The 14,422-nt window shown below is 30.9% G+C and carries 12 protein-coding genes; 10 read left to right on the forward strand and 2 right to left on the reverse strand.

All coding sequences use genetic code 11. The features are described 5' to 3' along the window. The first annotated feature begins 21 nt into the window (after positions 1 to 21). The 4 genes from glmM to BLW23_RS03485 all read left to right on the forward strand — a co-directional run bounded on the left by glmM (position 22) and on the right by BLW23_RS03485 (position 4,604). Positions 22 to 1,413, forward strand: a complete 1,392-nt coding sequence (glmM, locus tag BLW23_RS03470; RefSeq protein ID WP_093667839.1) for a phosphoglucosamine mutase — start codon at positions 22 to 24, stop codon at positions 1,411 to 1,413. A gap of 98 nt (positions 1,414 to 1,511) precedes the next feature. Further along, positions 1,512 to 2,981 (forward strand): aminotransferase class V-fold PLP-dependent enzyme, encoded by a 1,470-nt coding sequence (locus tag BLW23_RS03475; protein WP_093667840.1) that lies wholly within the window; start codon positions 1,512 to 1,514, stop codon positions 2,979 to 2,981. 9 nt (positions 2,982 to 2,990) lie between these two features. Further along, the gene (locus BLW23_RS03480; protein ID WP_093667841.1) at positions 2,991 to 4,043 is read left to right on the forward strand and encodes a M14 family zinc carboxypeptidase; all 1,053 of its coding nucleotides are present in this window, start codon (positions 2,991 to 2,993) and stop codon (positions 4,041 to 4,043) included. Positions 4,044 to 4,124: 81 nt separating this feature from the next. After that, entirely contained in the window at positions 4,125 to 4,604 is a 480-nt protein-coding gene (locus BLW23_RS03485; protein WP_093667842.1) for an Lrp/AsnC family transcriptional regulator, read from the forward strand. Between the two features lie 95 nt (positions 4,605 to 4,699). Here the strand turns inward: BLW23_RS03485 and BLW23_RS03490 are convergent, their stop codons facing one another. Both BLW23_RS03490 and BLW23_RS03495 read right to left on the reverse strand, forming a co-directional pair. Next, positions 4,700 to 5,401, reverse strand: a complete 702-nt coding sequence (locus BLW23_RS03490) for a pseudouridine synthase (protein WP_093667843.1) — start codon at positions 5,399 to 5,401, stop codon at positions 4,700 to 4,702. 20 nt (positions 5,402 to 5,421) lie between these two features. After that, positions 5,422 to 6,621, reverse strand: a complete 1,200-nt coding sequence (locus BLW23_RS03495) for a multidrug effflux MFS transporter (protein WP_093667844.1) — start codon at positions 6,619 to 6,621, stop codon at positions 5,422 to 5,424. Between the two features lie 391 nt (positions 6,622 to 7,012). Between BLW23_RS03495 and BLW23_RS03500 the strand changes: the two genes are divergently transcribed. The 6 genes from BLW23_RS03500 to BLW23_RS03525 all read left to right on the forward strand — a co-directional run bounded on the left by BLW23_RS03500 (position 7,013) and on the right by BLW23_RS03525 (position 14,421). Next, positions 7,013 to 7,528 carry an RNA polymerase sigma factor gene (locus BLW23_RS03500; protein ID WP_093667845.1) on the forward strand — a complete coding sequence of 172 codons (516 nt, stop codon included), beginning with the start codon at positions 7,013 to 7,015 and terminating at the stop codon, positions 7,526 to 7,528. Positions 7,529 to 7,571: 43 nt separating this feature from the next. Beyond that, positions 7,572 to 8,474: a FecR family protein gene (locus BLW23_RS03505; protein ID WP_093667846.1), complete on the forward strand. Its 903-nt coding sequence runs from the start codon at positions 7,572 to 7,574 to the stop codon at positions 8,472 to 8,474. Then, complete coding sequence (locus BLW23_RS03510) at positions 8,475 to 11,054, forward strand: TonB-dependent receptor (protein ID WP_093667847.1); 2,580 nt, start codon at positions 8,475 to 8,477, stop codon at positions 11,052 to 11,054. It begins immediately after the preceding gene. Between the two features lie 44 nt (positions 11,055 to 11,098). Then, complete coding sequence (locus tag BLW23_RS03515) at positions 11,099 to 11,992, forward strand: MerR family transcriptional regulator (RefSeq protein ID WP_093668440.1); 894 nt, start codon at positions 11,099 to 11,101, stop codon at positions 11,990 to 11,992. A 108-nt stretch (positions 11,993 to 12,100) separates the two neighbouring features. Beyond that, a complete protein-coding gene (locus tag BLW23_RS03520; RefSeq protein ID WP_093667848.1) occupies positions 12,101 to 13,576 on the forward strand; it encodes a phytoene desaturase family protein in 1,476 nt (491 codons plus the stop codon). After that, positions 13,576 to 14,421, forward strand: a complete 846-nt coding sequence (locus BLW23_RS03525; RefSeq protein ID WP_093667849.1) for a phytoene/squalene synthase family protein — start codon at positions 13,576 to 13,578, stop codon at positions 14,419 to 14,421. The genes BLW23_RS03520 and BLW23_RS03525 overlap by 1 nt, the downstream gene beginning before the upstream one ends. Position 14,422 lies beyond the last annotated feature (1 nt).

Consider the following 14,422-nt stretch of genomic DNA (forward strand, 5'->3'; position numbering starts at 1 on the left):
GTTATCTAATAAAAAATGAACATGACATTAATTAAATCTATCTCGGGAATTAGAGGTACAATTGGTGGTAATATTGGTGATAACTTAACTCCTATAGATGCAGTTAAGTTTGCCGCAGCCTATGGTACATTCATCATAAATGCAAATAAAGAAAAGGAAAATATTAAAATAATTATTGGTAGAGATGCCCGTATTTCAGGAAAAATGATCAATAGTTTAGTGGCCAATACCTTAATAGGTTTGGGGATTAACGTAGTTGATTTAGGTTTATCTACCACTCCAACAGTTGAAGTTGCAGTTCCTATGGAAAAGGCCGATGGAGGGATTATTTTAACAGCCTCTCATAACCCTAAACAATGGAATGCATTAAAACTTTTAAATGAAAAAGGAGAGTTTATTGATGGTGAAGATGGGGCAGAAGTACTAAAGTTAGCTGAAAGCAATGATTTACAATTTGCCGAAGTGGATAATTTAGGAGTTTATAAAAAGAAGAAGAATTATATAAAAAAGCACATCAAGGAAGTATTAAAGCTTGATTTGGTTGATAGAAAAGCTATTAAAAAGGCCAAATTTAAGGTAGTTGTTGATGGAGTAAACTCTACTGGAGGTATTGCTGTTCCTATGTTATTAAAAGAATTAGGAGTAAAGTGTATCGAATTATATTGTGAACCTAATGGTGAATTTCCTCATAACCCAGAACCTCTTAAAGAACATTTAACGGATATTTCAAAGTTAGTGGTTAAAAAGAAAGCTGATTTTGGAATTGTAGTAGATCCAGATGTAGATCGTTTGGCTTTGGTATCGGAAGATGGTTCTATGTTTGGTGAAGAGTATACATTGGTTGCTTGTGCTGATTATGTATTAGGAAAATTAGGTGGAGGAAACACGGTTTCTAATTTGTCTTCTTCAAGAGCATTAAGAGATGTTACCGAAAAACATGGAGGTACATATACCGCAAGTGCAGTAGGTGAGGTTAATGTTGTTAAAAAAATGAAAGAAACAAACACCGTAATTGGTGGTGAAGGAAATGGAGGTATTATTTATCCAGCTTCTCATTATGGACGCGATTCTTTGGTAGGAATAGCATTATTTTTATCTCATTTAGCAAATAAAAAGATATCGTGCAAAGAATTACGTGATAGTTATCCTAGCTACTTTATGAGTAAGAATAAAATTCAATTAACTCCTCAAATTAATGTAGATGATATTTTAAGTAAAATGGCTGCGAAATATGAAAATGAAGAAGTGAACACCATTGATGGAGTGAAAATCGATTTAGAAAATGAATGGGTTCATTTACGAAAATCAAATACAGAGCCAATTATAAGAATTTATACAGAGTCTCTTTCTGAAGAAAGCGCCTTTGAATTAGCAAATAGATTTATAAAAGAAATTGAAGAGATAATTGCGTAATTATTATCATTATAGTTTTTGACGACCCTTCATTTTTAGTTCAATAAGTACGTTTATTGAAAGTAAATTATTAAAATTTAGTTAATAAGGTTTCAGGCATGGATTTAGAAGCATATTTCGAAAAATACAGAAAAAATATTGTAGGTATTGATCAAACTTTCTCAACACCTTATGGTGAAAAGAAGTTAATTTATACTGATTGGACGGCAAGTGGAAGGTTGTATAGACCCATTGAAGAAAAACTTTTAAATGAATTCGGTCCTTTTGTCGCAAATACACATACCGAAACATCAACTACAGGAGCTGCAATGACACTTGCTTATCATAAAGCCCGAAACATTATTAAACAGCATGTGAATGCTAGTGGAGACGATGTTTTAATAACTGAAGGTTCAGGAATGACAGGTGTAATTAATAAGTTTCAAAGAATTTTAGGGTTAAAGGTTTCAGAAAACCTTAAAGAGCATACTTCTGTTCCAGATGATAAAAGACCTATCGTTTTTGTAAGCCATATGGAACATCATTCAAACCAAACATCTTGGTACGAAACCATTGCTGATGTTGAAGTGGTTCCTTGTAATGAAGAAGGATTAATTTGTATTAAAACTTTTGAAGAAGTAGTTAAGAAATATCAGAATAGACCTATAAAAATTGCCTCGGTAATTGCTGGATCAAATGTTACAGGAATTAAAACTGAATATCATAAAGTAGCTTCATTAATTCATAAATACAATGGTTTGTGTTTTGTTGATTTTGCTTGCTCTGCTCCTTATGTTTCAATAGATATGCATCCAGAAAAGGAAGATGAGTACTTAGACGCTATTTTCTTTTCTCCTCACAAGTTTTTAGGAGGACCAGGGAGTTCTGGTGTATTACTGTTTAATAAGAAATTATATAAGAATACAATTCCTGATAATCCAGGAGGAGGAACAGTAACCTATACCAATCCTTGGGGAGAGCATGATTATGTTGATGATGTTGAAACCAGAGAAGATGGAGGTACTCCTGGCTTTTTGCAAGCAATTAAAATAGCATTATCGATTCAGTTAAAAGAAGAGATGGGAGTTGATAAAATGAAAGCAAGGGAAGATGAAATTAATATAGAGCTCTTTAATTGTCTTGAAAATATTGAAGGAGTTAAAATATTAGCTCCAAATAATAAAGATAGATTAAGTATTTTTTCATTTTATTTTGAAAGATATCACTTTAACTTGGTTGTGAAGCTACTCAATGATAAATTTGGTATTCAAACAAGAGGAGGCTGTTCTTGCGCAGGAACTTATGGGCATTTCTTGTTAAATGTAGATCAATATACTTCTCATAAAATTAAAGATCAGATAAAAGATGGTTGCAGTACAGAAAAACCAGGATGGATTCGTTTATCTGTGCATCCAACAACTACTAATGAAGAAATAAGGTATATCTGTAACTCTTTAAATACACTAGGCGAAAATATTGAGGATTGGGCAAAAGATTTTAGATACGACCCTATTAAGAATGATTACGTTCATAATCATTCGAAAGAATCAATTGAACAAAAATTGGTGAACGCTTGGTTCGCAATTTAAAAAAGAAACATGAGTATTATTAATATAGATTTTCTAGAGCAAGAATACCCGTCAATCAAAGAAAAATCAATAGAAGGTAGGTGGGTTACATTTAAGGATATAAAAGGAGCACTAGACAGACTTTCTGAAAACTTTGAAAAAAAACAAATTGGAAATTCCGAAGAAGGAATTCCTATTTATAAATTAAAATTAGGCTCAGGTAAGAAAAAAATTCTTATTTGGAGTCAAATGCATGGAAATGAAAGTACAGGGACAAAAGCAGTTTTTGATTTTTTGAATTTCTTGGTTACTTATAAAAATAATGAAATAGTAAAAACTATTTTAAAGGAAACTGAAATTCAAATAATTCCAATTTTGAATCCCGATGGTGCATTGGCTTACACCAGAATAAACGCTAACGGTATTGATTTAAATAGAGACGCAGTCGATTTAAAAGCGAAAGAAAGTAAAATATTACGAAGTGTATTGGATGATTTCAATCCTGAATTTTGTTTTAACCTACATGATCAAAGAACTATTTTTGGAGTAGAAGGAACAGAGAATCCAGCTACGGTATCTTTCTTAGCTCCTTCAGAAGAAGAAACGAGAAAGGTTACTAAAGGTAGAATTCAAACCATGAATGTAATTGTAGCTATGAATAACCTTTTACAAGAAGTCATCCCAAATCATGTAGGAAGATATACAGATGAATTTTATCCAACTGCAACCGGTGACAATTTTCAAAAATTAGGACACAATACGATTTTAATAGAAGCTGGTCATTTTTCTGACGATTATGAGAGAGAAGAGGTTAGAAAATTTAACTTTTATGCTTTAATTCAAGGAATCTTTCATATATCCTCAACAAATAATTTCGACGAATATAACGAATATTTCGCTATACCTAACAATATCAAGAACTTCTATGACGTAATTCAGCGTTCAAAAAATAATGAAAAAGATATTGCATATCAGTATGTAGAACGAATTGAAAGTAATAAATTTGCACTCACTTTAGTTAAAGAGAAAGAAGGAGACTTATCATCTTATTTAAGTCATAAAGAATTCAATGAAAATGATTGATCTTTGGATTTCTTGTAATTAAAGTATATAAAGTTTGAAAAAAAATCATATTTTAGCAATATTACTTGAATAAATACAAAAATGAAAAAATTTGTACTGGATGAGATCGATCATCAAATCTTAGACATTTTAATTGAAAACGCTCGTACACCATTTACTGACATTGCAAAGAAATTATTAGTTTCTGCGGGTACAATACATGTAAGAGTAAAAAAAATGGAAGATGAAGGAATCATTGAAGGTTCTACTCTTACCTTAAACTATGAAAAAATGGGTTATTCGTTTATAGCTCATGTAGGAGTGTTTTTAGAAAAAACTTCTATGACACAACATGTGTTAGATAACTTAAGGTTAATACCTAATGTTACCGTTGCCTACGTTACTGCAGGAAAATATAATATTTTCTGTAAAGTAAGAGCTAAGAATACTAACGATGCTAAGGATATAATCTATCGTATTGATGATATTCATGGCGTTAATAGAACGGAAACGATGATATCATTGGAGGAAAGTATCAATGATAAAAAACGTTTAATGCATGCTATTTTCAAAGAGTTTTAATATCGAATAGACGTAAAATTAAAATCGAAACGAAATCAAAAAAGGTTATCTAAATAAATAGGTAACCTTTTTTTAATTGAAGTCAAGATGAGTTCTTATTCAGAAATACTCCAATTAAACGTTTGTAATATCGTTTTCCAATCTTCAGGTAAGGAGGTTGATAAGATGAGTTCCTTTTTTAAATAAGGGTGTTGAAATTCCAAAGTTTTTGCATGTAAAAACAGATTACCACAATTGAAATTTTCTTGATACATTAAATTATGATTTTTATCACCGTATTTAGGATCGCCTATCAGTGGGTGACTTATTTTATTTGTGTGAATTCTTAATTGATGGAGTCTACCTGTTTTAGGTGTTAATCTTACCAAGCTGTACCTCGAAGTATCATAAGGTTTTACGGGAATATCCAAAGTAATCTGGTTTACAGCTTCTAGTAAGGTTTCGGCTTCCTTGTATACGTCAGAGTCTCTCCCTTTTACAGGAGAATCAATAATTAACCTCTCAGGTGCATGACCACGCACAATACCAAAATATCTTTTAATAATAGCATTATCAGTAAAGAGCTTTTGAAAATCTGATACGAATTTTGTTTCTCTAGTCAGTAAAATTATTCCAGAAGTTTTGCGATCTAATCGATGAACCGGATATAGTTTTTCACCTAGTTGCTCTTGCAGTAATTGTAATAACGATTTTTCATCAACAACGTTTCTAGAGTGATGCGCATGGTGGACAACGACATTATTAGGCTTTGACACACAAACGATATATTCATCCTGATATATTATTTCTAAACTCAAAATTTAAAAAGATTAAAATATTAAACTGTAACGTGTTTTTTTACATATCGTAATAAAAGAAGCGTAATGACTCCACATATTGTAAAGCCAAAAAACAAAGGAATTGAGGTTTTATCAACCCAATTACCGATTACGCTAGCAATAGGAACGGCCATAATGGTCGATATGAATCCATTTAAAGCTGCACCAACACCAGCAATATGACCGATGGGCTGCATTGCTAAAGCTCTTAAATTTCCAAAAAGAAAACCTATAGCAAAAAACTGAAGTGAAAAGAAACCTACCAATACTTGAACGGGTGGATTACTTTTTCCGAAAAATAAAAATATATAAGAAATTGATATAGCAATAAATACAACGGAAAAAAACATAACAAGTTTAAACATTCCAAAGCGCATTACTAAGGTTCCATTTAAAAAAGTAGCCAAACCAACTGAAATAGCAAGTCCAGCAAAAATAAAAGGAAATTCGTCGACAAGGTTATACTGCTCTTGGAAAATCTGTTGAGAAGCACTTAAATAAACCATAAAAGACCCCGTAATTAGCCCAGAGACTATAGTAAATATAACGGCTTGTTTATGTTTCATAAACTCTTTAAATCCGTTAATAAATAGCTTGAATGATAAAGGTGATTTATGGCTTTCTTTTAAAGTTTCTGGTTGTCTTTTCCAGAGCCATATCATGACAAGTATTCCAAAAATAAGTTGACTATGAAAAATAGACTTCCAACCATATAAGTCTAATAAAATTTTACCAATAGAAGGAGCTATCACGGGAACGAGAATAAAAATAACAACAATAAAAGACATTATTTTGGCCATATAATTACCACTAAATGTATCTCTAACCATAGCAATACTTATGGTTCTTGGTGCAGATAAACCTATACCTTGGAGTATTCTTCCTAAAATCATTGTTTCTATATTAGTAGCGGATACGCAAATAAAACTAGCAAATACAAAAAGAATAAAGCCAATATATATAACAGGTTTTCTACCGATGCTATCCGAAATTGGACCAGCAATTAATTGCCCGAATCCAAGTCCCAAAAAAATCATGGTTACTAAAAGTTGATTGTCTTTAGAGTTTGTGATATTAATTGATTTTCCAATGTCTACAAGTGCAGGAAGTAATGCGTCAATTGATAAAGCTACTAATGACATTAATGACGCCATTAAAATAATAAACTCCAGTTTGGACTGATTTTTTAAGTTTTGCATCATGCAAAGGTACAATAAGAAACAATAATCTTTTTAAGAGAAGTGAATTTATGATTGAACCTATCTCTATTTTTTACTTTTGACAGAGCTTGGACTAAAGTTTATTCAGATAATACAATTTGTGATTTTAATTTGTAAATGGTTTAAGACACTTTTTTAAATTCATAGTAAAGTTACAGGTAAAAAAGTAGCATCATATGGTGAATTAATTCTGGTTATTAGGAAATAGGAAAATCCAAGAGAAGTTTATTAATTAAAAGTGGTGCTATTAGTAAAATTAGAAGGGTGTTAGGGTATGGCTAATAGCACCTTTATTTAATTAATCAAGAGTTAAACAAATAAAAATAGAAATACCCTACCATTTTTTTTAAAAAATATTAAGTTTGCTGTAATGAAGGCCAAAAAGAATATTTGCGAAAAGAAAACATTTAACCAATTATATGAAGAACAGTCACAGTCTTTGTATAATTTTATGTATTATAAATGTGCTGATAGAGACCAGGCGGAAGATTTTGTTCAAGAATCATTTATAAAGTTATGGGAAAATTGTGCTAAGGTAATTTTAGAAAAAGCTAAATCTTTTTTATTTACTGTAGCGAACAATATGTTTTTGAATCATGTAGCTCATAAAAAAATAGTATTGAAACATGCTTCTGAGAATAAAAAAGGGTATACAAACGAAACTCCTGAGTTTGTTTTAGAAGAACAGCAATTTTTGAAAAAACTAAAAGATGCAATTGCAGATTTACCTCCAAAACAGAGAGAGGTGTTTTTGATGAATAGAATTGATAAAAAAAAATACAGAGAAATAGCTGAAATACTTGATCTTTCTGTCAAGGCAGTAGAAAAAAGAATGTCGCTAGCATTAAAAAGTCTAAGAGATCGTTTAGGTTCAAATTTTAAGTAGGGTTGAGAGAGCTTTATTTGTTATACAATTAGAAAAACTAGAAATGAATAAAAGAATAGATGAAGGCTTCTTACAGAGGTGGTTACGTAATGAATTGACAGAGGTTGAGCTGAAAGAATTTCAGAAGACTTCGGATTATGCTGTATATGAGAAGATAATGAAGGTTTCTGCTGATTTTGAAACACCTGATTTTGATTTTGATAAAGTTTATGCAAATTTAAACGATCGCATAAAGACGAAAAAATCAAAGGTATTCAAATTAAATTGGAAATATATTGCCGCCGCTTCTATTGCATTGTTGGTTGGATTGTTGTTTTTTGTAGACACCTCAGTGAAGTATGAAACGAGTTATGGTGAGAAGATGGCTGTATTATTGCCTGATAGCTCACAGGTTTATTTGAACTCGAAAGCATCTATAAGTTTCAACGAAAAGAATTGGGATAGCAATAGAAAAGTTGTTTTAAAGGGAGAAGCTTTTTTCAAAGTAAAAAAAGGAAAAAAGTTTAAAGTGGTTACAGACCTAGGAAATGTAAGTGTTTTAGGAACTCAGTTTGATGTTCAAACATCAAAAGATTATGTAGAGGTAAAATGTTTCGAAGGAAAGGTTAGTGTTGTGTCTGGAAATGAAAAGAATATTTTAACAGGAGGAAAGGCAAGTAGAAGTTTTAGAAATGGTGTTACTGAAAATTGGGGAATATCTAATCAAGAGCCTCTTTGGAAAAATGGAGAAAGTTCTTTTCAAAGTATTGCTTTGAAATATGTTATTTATTCTATTGAGAATCAGTATGGTATATCGATTAAAGCCGATAAAATAAACTTAGAACAAAAATTTACAGGAGGCTATACGCATAGTGATTTGAAGGTTGCTTTAAAAACTGTTTTTGAACCTATGAAAATAGATGTTATTTTTACAGGTGAAAATACAGTCACCTTACTAAAGCGATAAATGAAATTTAAACTTTATGTTTTAATATTATATTTTCTTATCTCATTTGTTAATCAGGCATTTGGTCAAGATAATAACTCAAAGAAGTCTTTTTTATTAAGAGACTATTTGTTAAAAATAGAATCTGCACATAAAGTTAAGTTTTCTTATAGTGACGTTGTAATTCAAAATAAATATGTGAGCACCGATAATTCAACGAAAGAAATATCGGTTATCTTAAATCAGTTACGAGAAGAAACTTCTTTAAACTTTGAAATTCTCAAGGATCGTTATATTATTATTTCTGAATATAATTTAAAAAAGGATTATAAGCTATGTGGTAATATTTTTGACGAAAAGGACGGAAAAATAATTGAAGGAGCTAATGTTTTAATAAAACGGTTAAAGAGGGGAGTAAGCTCTAGTTCAAAAGGTTTTTTCGGGTTAAATGAGGTTATAGAATCAGATTCGATAAGTATTTCATATGTAGGTTATGAATCTAAAGTAATACCTTTTAAGGATTTTCAAGAAAATAAGTGTTTAGAAATACTTCTAAAAAAAGAAATTACTGTTTTGGAAGAAGTGCTTGTTTCTGATTATTTGTCAGGAGGAATAGACAAGCAACTAGATGGAGCAATAGTAATTTCACCCCAAAAACTTGGTGCAATTTCAGGATTAACTGAACCAGATGTACTTCAAACAATTCAATTTTTACCAGGAATCAATAATCCGAACGAAACGGCATCAGATCTTTTTATTCGAGGAGGAACACCTGAACAAAATTTAATACTTTTCGATGGAATCAAAATGTATAATTTTTCGCATCTATTTGGTATGATTTCTGCCTTTAACCCTTACATTATAAGTGATGTTAAAATATATAAGAGCGGTACAAGTTCTGAGTATGGAAACCATATATCTGGTGTTGTTGATATAGAAACTAAAAAACAAATACCTAACAAAGTACAAGGTGGTTTAGGAGTAAATATGACACATTTTGATGCCTTTGTAAACATTCCTTTGGGTAAAAGGATAGGAGTCGTTGTTTCTGGGAGGAAATCATTGTCTGATATCTTTGAAACACCAACTTTTGATAATTTTTCAAAAAAGGTGTTCCAGAATTCCGTGATAGCAAACAATGCCGCATTTTTAGGGAATAATTTTGAAAATGAAAATAACTTTTACTTTTTTGATTTTAATACAAAGTTTACATATGACTTATCTCATAGAGATGTTGTAACATTTAATTACTTGTTAGTTAGAAATAAGCTGAATTATTTTTTCAATACAATTGATTCTGACGCTTATATCACTAGAGATTTTTTAAGTATTAGAAATACAGGATGGCGTTTGAAATGGGATCATGATTGGAGTGATAATACTATCCAGAAGACGAGTATATATTCGTCTGAATATGATTTTACGTACAATTACGAAGGTGAATTTAATTATGATGAACCTTATACTCAAAACGCCTTTAAAACAAATTTTATACGAGATTTTGGCTTTAAAACTACGGTTGAAACAAAAACAAATGATAAAACCACTTTTTTATCAGGTTATGAGCTAGTTAATAACAGAATTAGCTATAAAATTCAACGCCAATCGACAGCAGGAGATGGAATATTTTATATGCTAGGAGATACTGAAAATAATAATACGCACTCTCTGTTTTTCAATTATGCCTACAATAATAAAAGTAAAACGGTTTTAAATTTAGGGTTACGTGCTAATTACTTTTCATTAGCCGATAAAGGGTATTTTGCTCCTAGATTGCATATGGAACAGCAAATTTTACCAAATTGGCATGCTAAAACTTCGTATGAATTTAAGCAACAGGTTATTAATCAACTTCTCGAAAATCATACTTCCGATTTTGGACTGGAAGATCAAATTTGGTTGTTAATAGATAATAAAGAGTTACCCGTCTTAAGGAATCATCAATATACTATTGGAGCTATTTATAAGTCGGACAAAACTATTTTTGACATTGATTTTTATAAAAAGCATAGCTTAGGAATATCTTCATATACAAGAGGTACTATTGGTGGTGTACAAAATTTATTAGAAGGAACTGGAGAGGTAGATGGGGTAGATATCTTGTTAAAGAAGAGTTTTGGTAAATATGATTCTTGGATAAACTATAGTTATGCAAAATCAACATATACTTTTGAAGAGGCAAATGGAGGAAATCCTTTTCCCAGTAATTATGATATAACGAATAGTTTTCAATGGGCACACAATTTAAAATTTGGTAATTTAAGTTTGTCCCTAGCATGGTTGTATAAAACGGGAACACCGTATAGTATTATTGATACTGTAGAAGATGATGGTACTATCGTAATCGGTGAGTTGAATTCATATAGATTACCAGATTATCATAGGGTTGATATTTCTTCGAGTTATGAATTTAGCTTCGATAAATATAAAAGATGGAAGGGTAGGATTGGTGTCTCATTACTTAATGTTTATGATCGGACAAATATTTTAAATCGAAGACATACCGTTGTTTCTGAGAACTCTAGATTTAAAGTACAACCGGTAGATAATCTGTCTCTTGGATTTACTCCGAACGTCGTGTTAAGACTATTTTTAAAGTAGTTTAAAAAAAATGTGTATATTTGTTTAATAAAAACATTAAAGTATTGAACAATATCAAAACTTCTTTCACGATTAAGGACTTGGAAAATATTTCAGGTATTAAGGCACATACTATTAGGATATGGGAGAAAAGATATGGTTTACTAGAACCTAAACGTACCGATACTAATATTAGGTATTACTCTTCGGATAGCTTAACAAAGCTTTTAAATGTGGTTTTGTTGAATAAACACAACTATAAGATTTCGAAAGTTGCAAATATGTCGTCAGAGCAGATAAAAATTACTGCTCGTGAATTATCGTTTAAGTTAGCAGCTAGTGATGAGGCGATTAACTCCTTTAAATTAGCAATGTTTCAATTCGATAAAGTGTTGTTCAATAATACATACAATAAATTATTGCACAAAAAAACATTTCGTGAAATTTTTAAAGATGTTTTTGTTCCGTTTCTTGAGCATATTGGTATGTTATGGCAAACGGATACTTTACTGCCCGCTCATGAGCATTTTATTTCCAACTTGATAATTCAAAAAATTCAATTAAATACAGAAAAGTTAGAGTATACAGCAAACAATAGAGAGTTGACGTTTGTCTTGTTTTTACCAGAGGGAGAGATCCATGAAATTGGATTATTGTATTTAAATTATGAATTAGCATTAAGAGGATATCACACGGTGTATCTAGGTCAAAGTTTACCTTTAGATAACTTAGGTTATTTCTTTGATAGTGAAGGAAATGTGTGTTTTATTAACTCAATGACTGTTAAGCCTTTTGAGGATAAGCTGTTAGAGTATTTTGAACAAGTAGATAATGTAATTAAAAATACATCACATAAATTTGTGAGCCTTGGAAATAGGGCAATGTCATTAGATTTGAGTAAGTTTGAGTCTGATATTAAGGTATTTCCTTCGGTTATAAAATTTCTTGATCAGATGTAATACTTCATGCTGATTTCTATTCTGTTTAACTATTCTACTGAAAAAATTAACAGAAATTTTAAATTAATTCTTAGATTCTAATTTAATTTTGTTTAACTTTGTAATAGTATGATTAAACAAAAAAATAAAATATCAATTATCGGTTCTGGTTTCTCTTCATTATCTGCAGCTTGCTATATGGCTAAATATGGATATGACGTAACTGTTTATGAAAAAAATAGTACTGTTGGAGGAAGAGCACGACAATACTTAAATGACGGATTTACTTTCGATATTGGTCCAACTTGGTATTGGATGCCCGATGTTTTTGAGAAGTTTTTCGCAGATTTTGGAAAAAAACCTTCTGACTATTATGAATTGCATAAGTTATCTCCTGCATATGAAGTCTACTTTGGTGAACAAGATAGTATAACTATTCCTGATAATTTGGAAGCCATTTGTGAGGTGTTTGAGAAAGAGGAAAAAGGGAGTTCGAAGCATCTTATGAGTTTTATGAATTCGGCAAAGGATAATTATGATATTGCGGTGAAAGATATGGTTTACAAACCTGGAGTCTCTGCTCTTGAGTTGGTAACTCCTAAAACAGCAGTTAGAGTAAATCAATTTTTTTCAACTATTAGACAACAAGTAAGGAAAAAAATAAAGAGCAAGAAGTTAATACAAATATTAGAGTTCCCCGTTCTATTTCTAGGAGCCAAACCTAATACTACACCTGCCTTTTATAATTTTATGAATTATGCTGACTTTTCTCTTGGAACTTGGCATCCAAAAGGAGGTATGTATAAAGTTATAGAAGGTATGGTTAGTTTGGCTCAAGAAATGGGAGTGAATTTTGTAACAGAGGCAAATGTTAGTAAGATTAACTTAGATGAAAAAAATAATGTAAAAAGTATTGATGTTAATGGCGAAGAAATTGAAACATCTTTATTGTTAAGTGGTGCCGATTATCATCATACTGAAACCCTATTAGATGATAAATATAGACAGTATACTGAAAGGTATTGGTCAAAAAAAACATTTGCACCTTCTTCTTTATTATTCTATATTGGGTTTGATAAAAAAATTAAGAATGTAAAACATCATACATTGTTTTTTGATGCTGATTTTGATACTCATGCGGTAACAATTTATGATAACCCTAGTTGGCCTGAGAATCCTTTGTTTTATGCAAGTTTTCCGTCAATTACAGATGACGCTTTTGCTCCAGAAGGAAAAGAAGCAGGAACATTCTTAATTCCTTTAGCTCCAGGAATAGAAGACACTGAAGAGCTAAGAGAAAAATATTTCAATATAATTATTGAAAGACTTGAAAAACTAACCAACCAAGAAGTGAGGAGTAGTATTCTTTTTAAAGAGAGTTATTGTGTAAATGATTTTATCAAAGATTATAACTCATATAAAGGTAATGCTTACGGATTGGCAAATATTTTAACCCAAACGGCTTTTCTGAGACCAAAATTAAAGAGTAAAAAAGTAAATAACTTATATTTTACTGGACAGCTCACGGTACCTGGACCGGGTGTTCCTCCATCTTTAATTTCTGGAAAAGTGGCCTCAGAATTAATTTTAAAAACGCGCAAATAATGAAAGAACTATTTGATCAAGTTTCATACACTTGTAGTAAACTAGTTACTAAAAAATACAGCACATCCTTTTCATTAGCTACAAGAATGTTAGCTCCAGAAATACGATCTGCTATTTATAATATTTATGGTTTTGTTCGATTCGCGGATGAAATAGTAGATACTTTTCATGAGTATGATAAAGAAGCCTTGTTATTGCAATTTGAAAAAAACTATTATTTAGGATTACATCAAGGAATAAGTTTAAATCCAATTTTAAACTCATTTATCCATACAGTTAAGAAATATAACATTCAAGATGATTTGGTTCAGGCTTTTCTAAAGAGTATGAGGGCAGATTTGTCTAAAAAAGAATATGAAACTCAGGAAGAATACGATGCGTATATCTATGGTTCTGCTGATGTTGTTGGTTTAATGTGTCTACGCGTGTTTGTCAATGGAGATGAGAAGAAGTATGAAGAGTTAAAAGATGCCGCAATGCGATTAGGTTCTGCCTTTCAAAAAGTAAATTTTTTAAGAGACTTAAAAGAGGATATAGAAGAGTTGAATAGATCGTATTTTCCTAATGTAAATTTAAGGGAATTAAATAACGAATCGAAAGCGACGATTATTAAGGAAATTGAGGAAGATTTTCAATATGCTTATACTAATGGAATTCTAAAATTACCAGTAGAGGCAAAGTTTGGAGTTTATATTGCCTATAAGTACTACAAGCGATTGTTAAGGAAATTAAAATCGGTTCCTTCTTCTGAAATTATGGACTCAAGAGTTAGGATATCAAATGGATTAAAAATTAGTCTTTTGATGAGGGGATATGCCAGATATAAGTTAAATTTGTTAGAGTAAA

Origin of the sequence: Tenacibaculum sp. MAR_2009_124 (genome assembly GCF_900105455.1) — a bacterium.
Taxonomy (GTDB): Bacteria; Bacteroidota; Bacteroidia; order Flavobacteriales; family Flavobacteriaceae; genus Polaribacter.

Excerpts from the sequence above, each read along its gene's own strand:
- glmM (WP_093667839.1), top strand. The coding sequence starts at position 22 with ATGACATTAATTAAATCTATCTCGGGAATTAGAGGTACAATTGGTGGT.
- BLW23_RS03475 (WP_093667840.1), top strand. The coding sequence starts at position 1,512 with ATGGATTTAGAAGCATATTTCGAAAAATACAGAAAAAATATTGTAGGT.
- BLW23_RS03480 (WP_093667841.1), top strand. The coding sequence starts at position 2,991 with ATGAGTATTATTAATATAGATTTTCTAGAGCAAGAATACCCGTCAATC.
- BLW23_RS03485 (WP_093667842.1), top strand. The coding sequence starts at position 4,125 with ATGAAAAAATTTGTACTGGATGAGATCGATCATCAAATCTTAGACATT.
- BLW23_RS03495 (WP_093667844.1), bottom strand. The coding sequence starts at position 6,621 with ATGCAAAACTTAAAAAATCAGTCCAAACTGGAGTTTATTATTTTAATG.
- BLW23_RS03500 (WP_093667845.1), top strand. The coding sequence starts at position 7,013 with ATGAAGGCCAAAAAGAATATTTGCGAAAAGAAAACATTTAACCAATTA.
- BLW23_RS03505 (WP_093667846.1), top strand. The coding sequence starts at position 7,572 with ATGAATAAAAGAATAGATGAAGGCTTCTTACAGAGGTGGTTACGTAAT.
- BLW23_RS03510 (WP_093667847.1), top strand. The coding sequence starts at position 8,475 with ATGAAATTTAAACTTTATGTTTTAATATTATATTTTCTTATCTCATTT.
- BLW23_RS03520 (WP_093667848.1), top strand. The coding sequence starts at position 12,101 with ATGATTAAACAAAAAAATAAAATATCAATTATCGGTTCTGGTTTCTCT.
- BLW23_RS03525 (WP_093667849.1), top strand. The coding sequence starts at position 13,576 with ATGAAAGAACTATTTGATCAAGTTTCATACACTTGTAGTAAACTAGTT.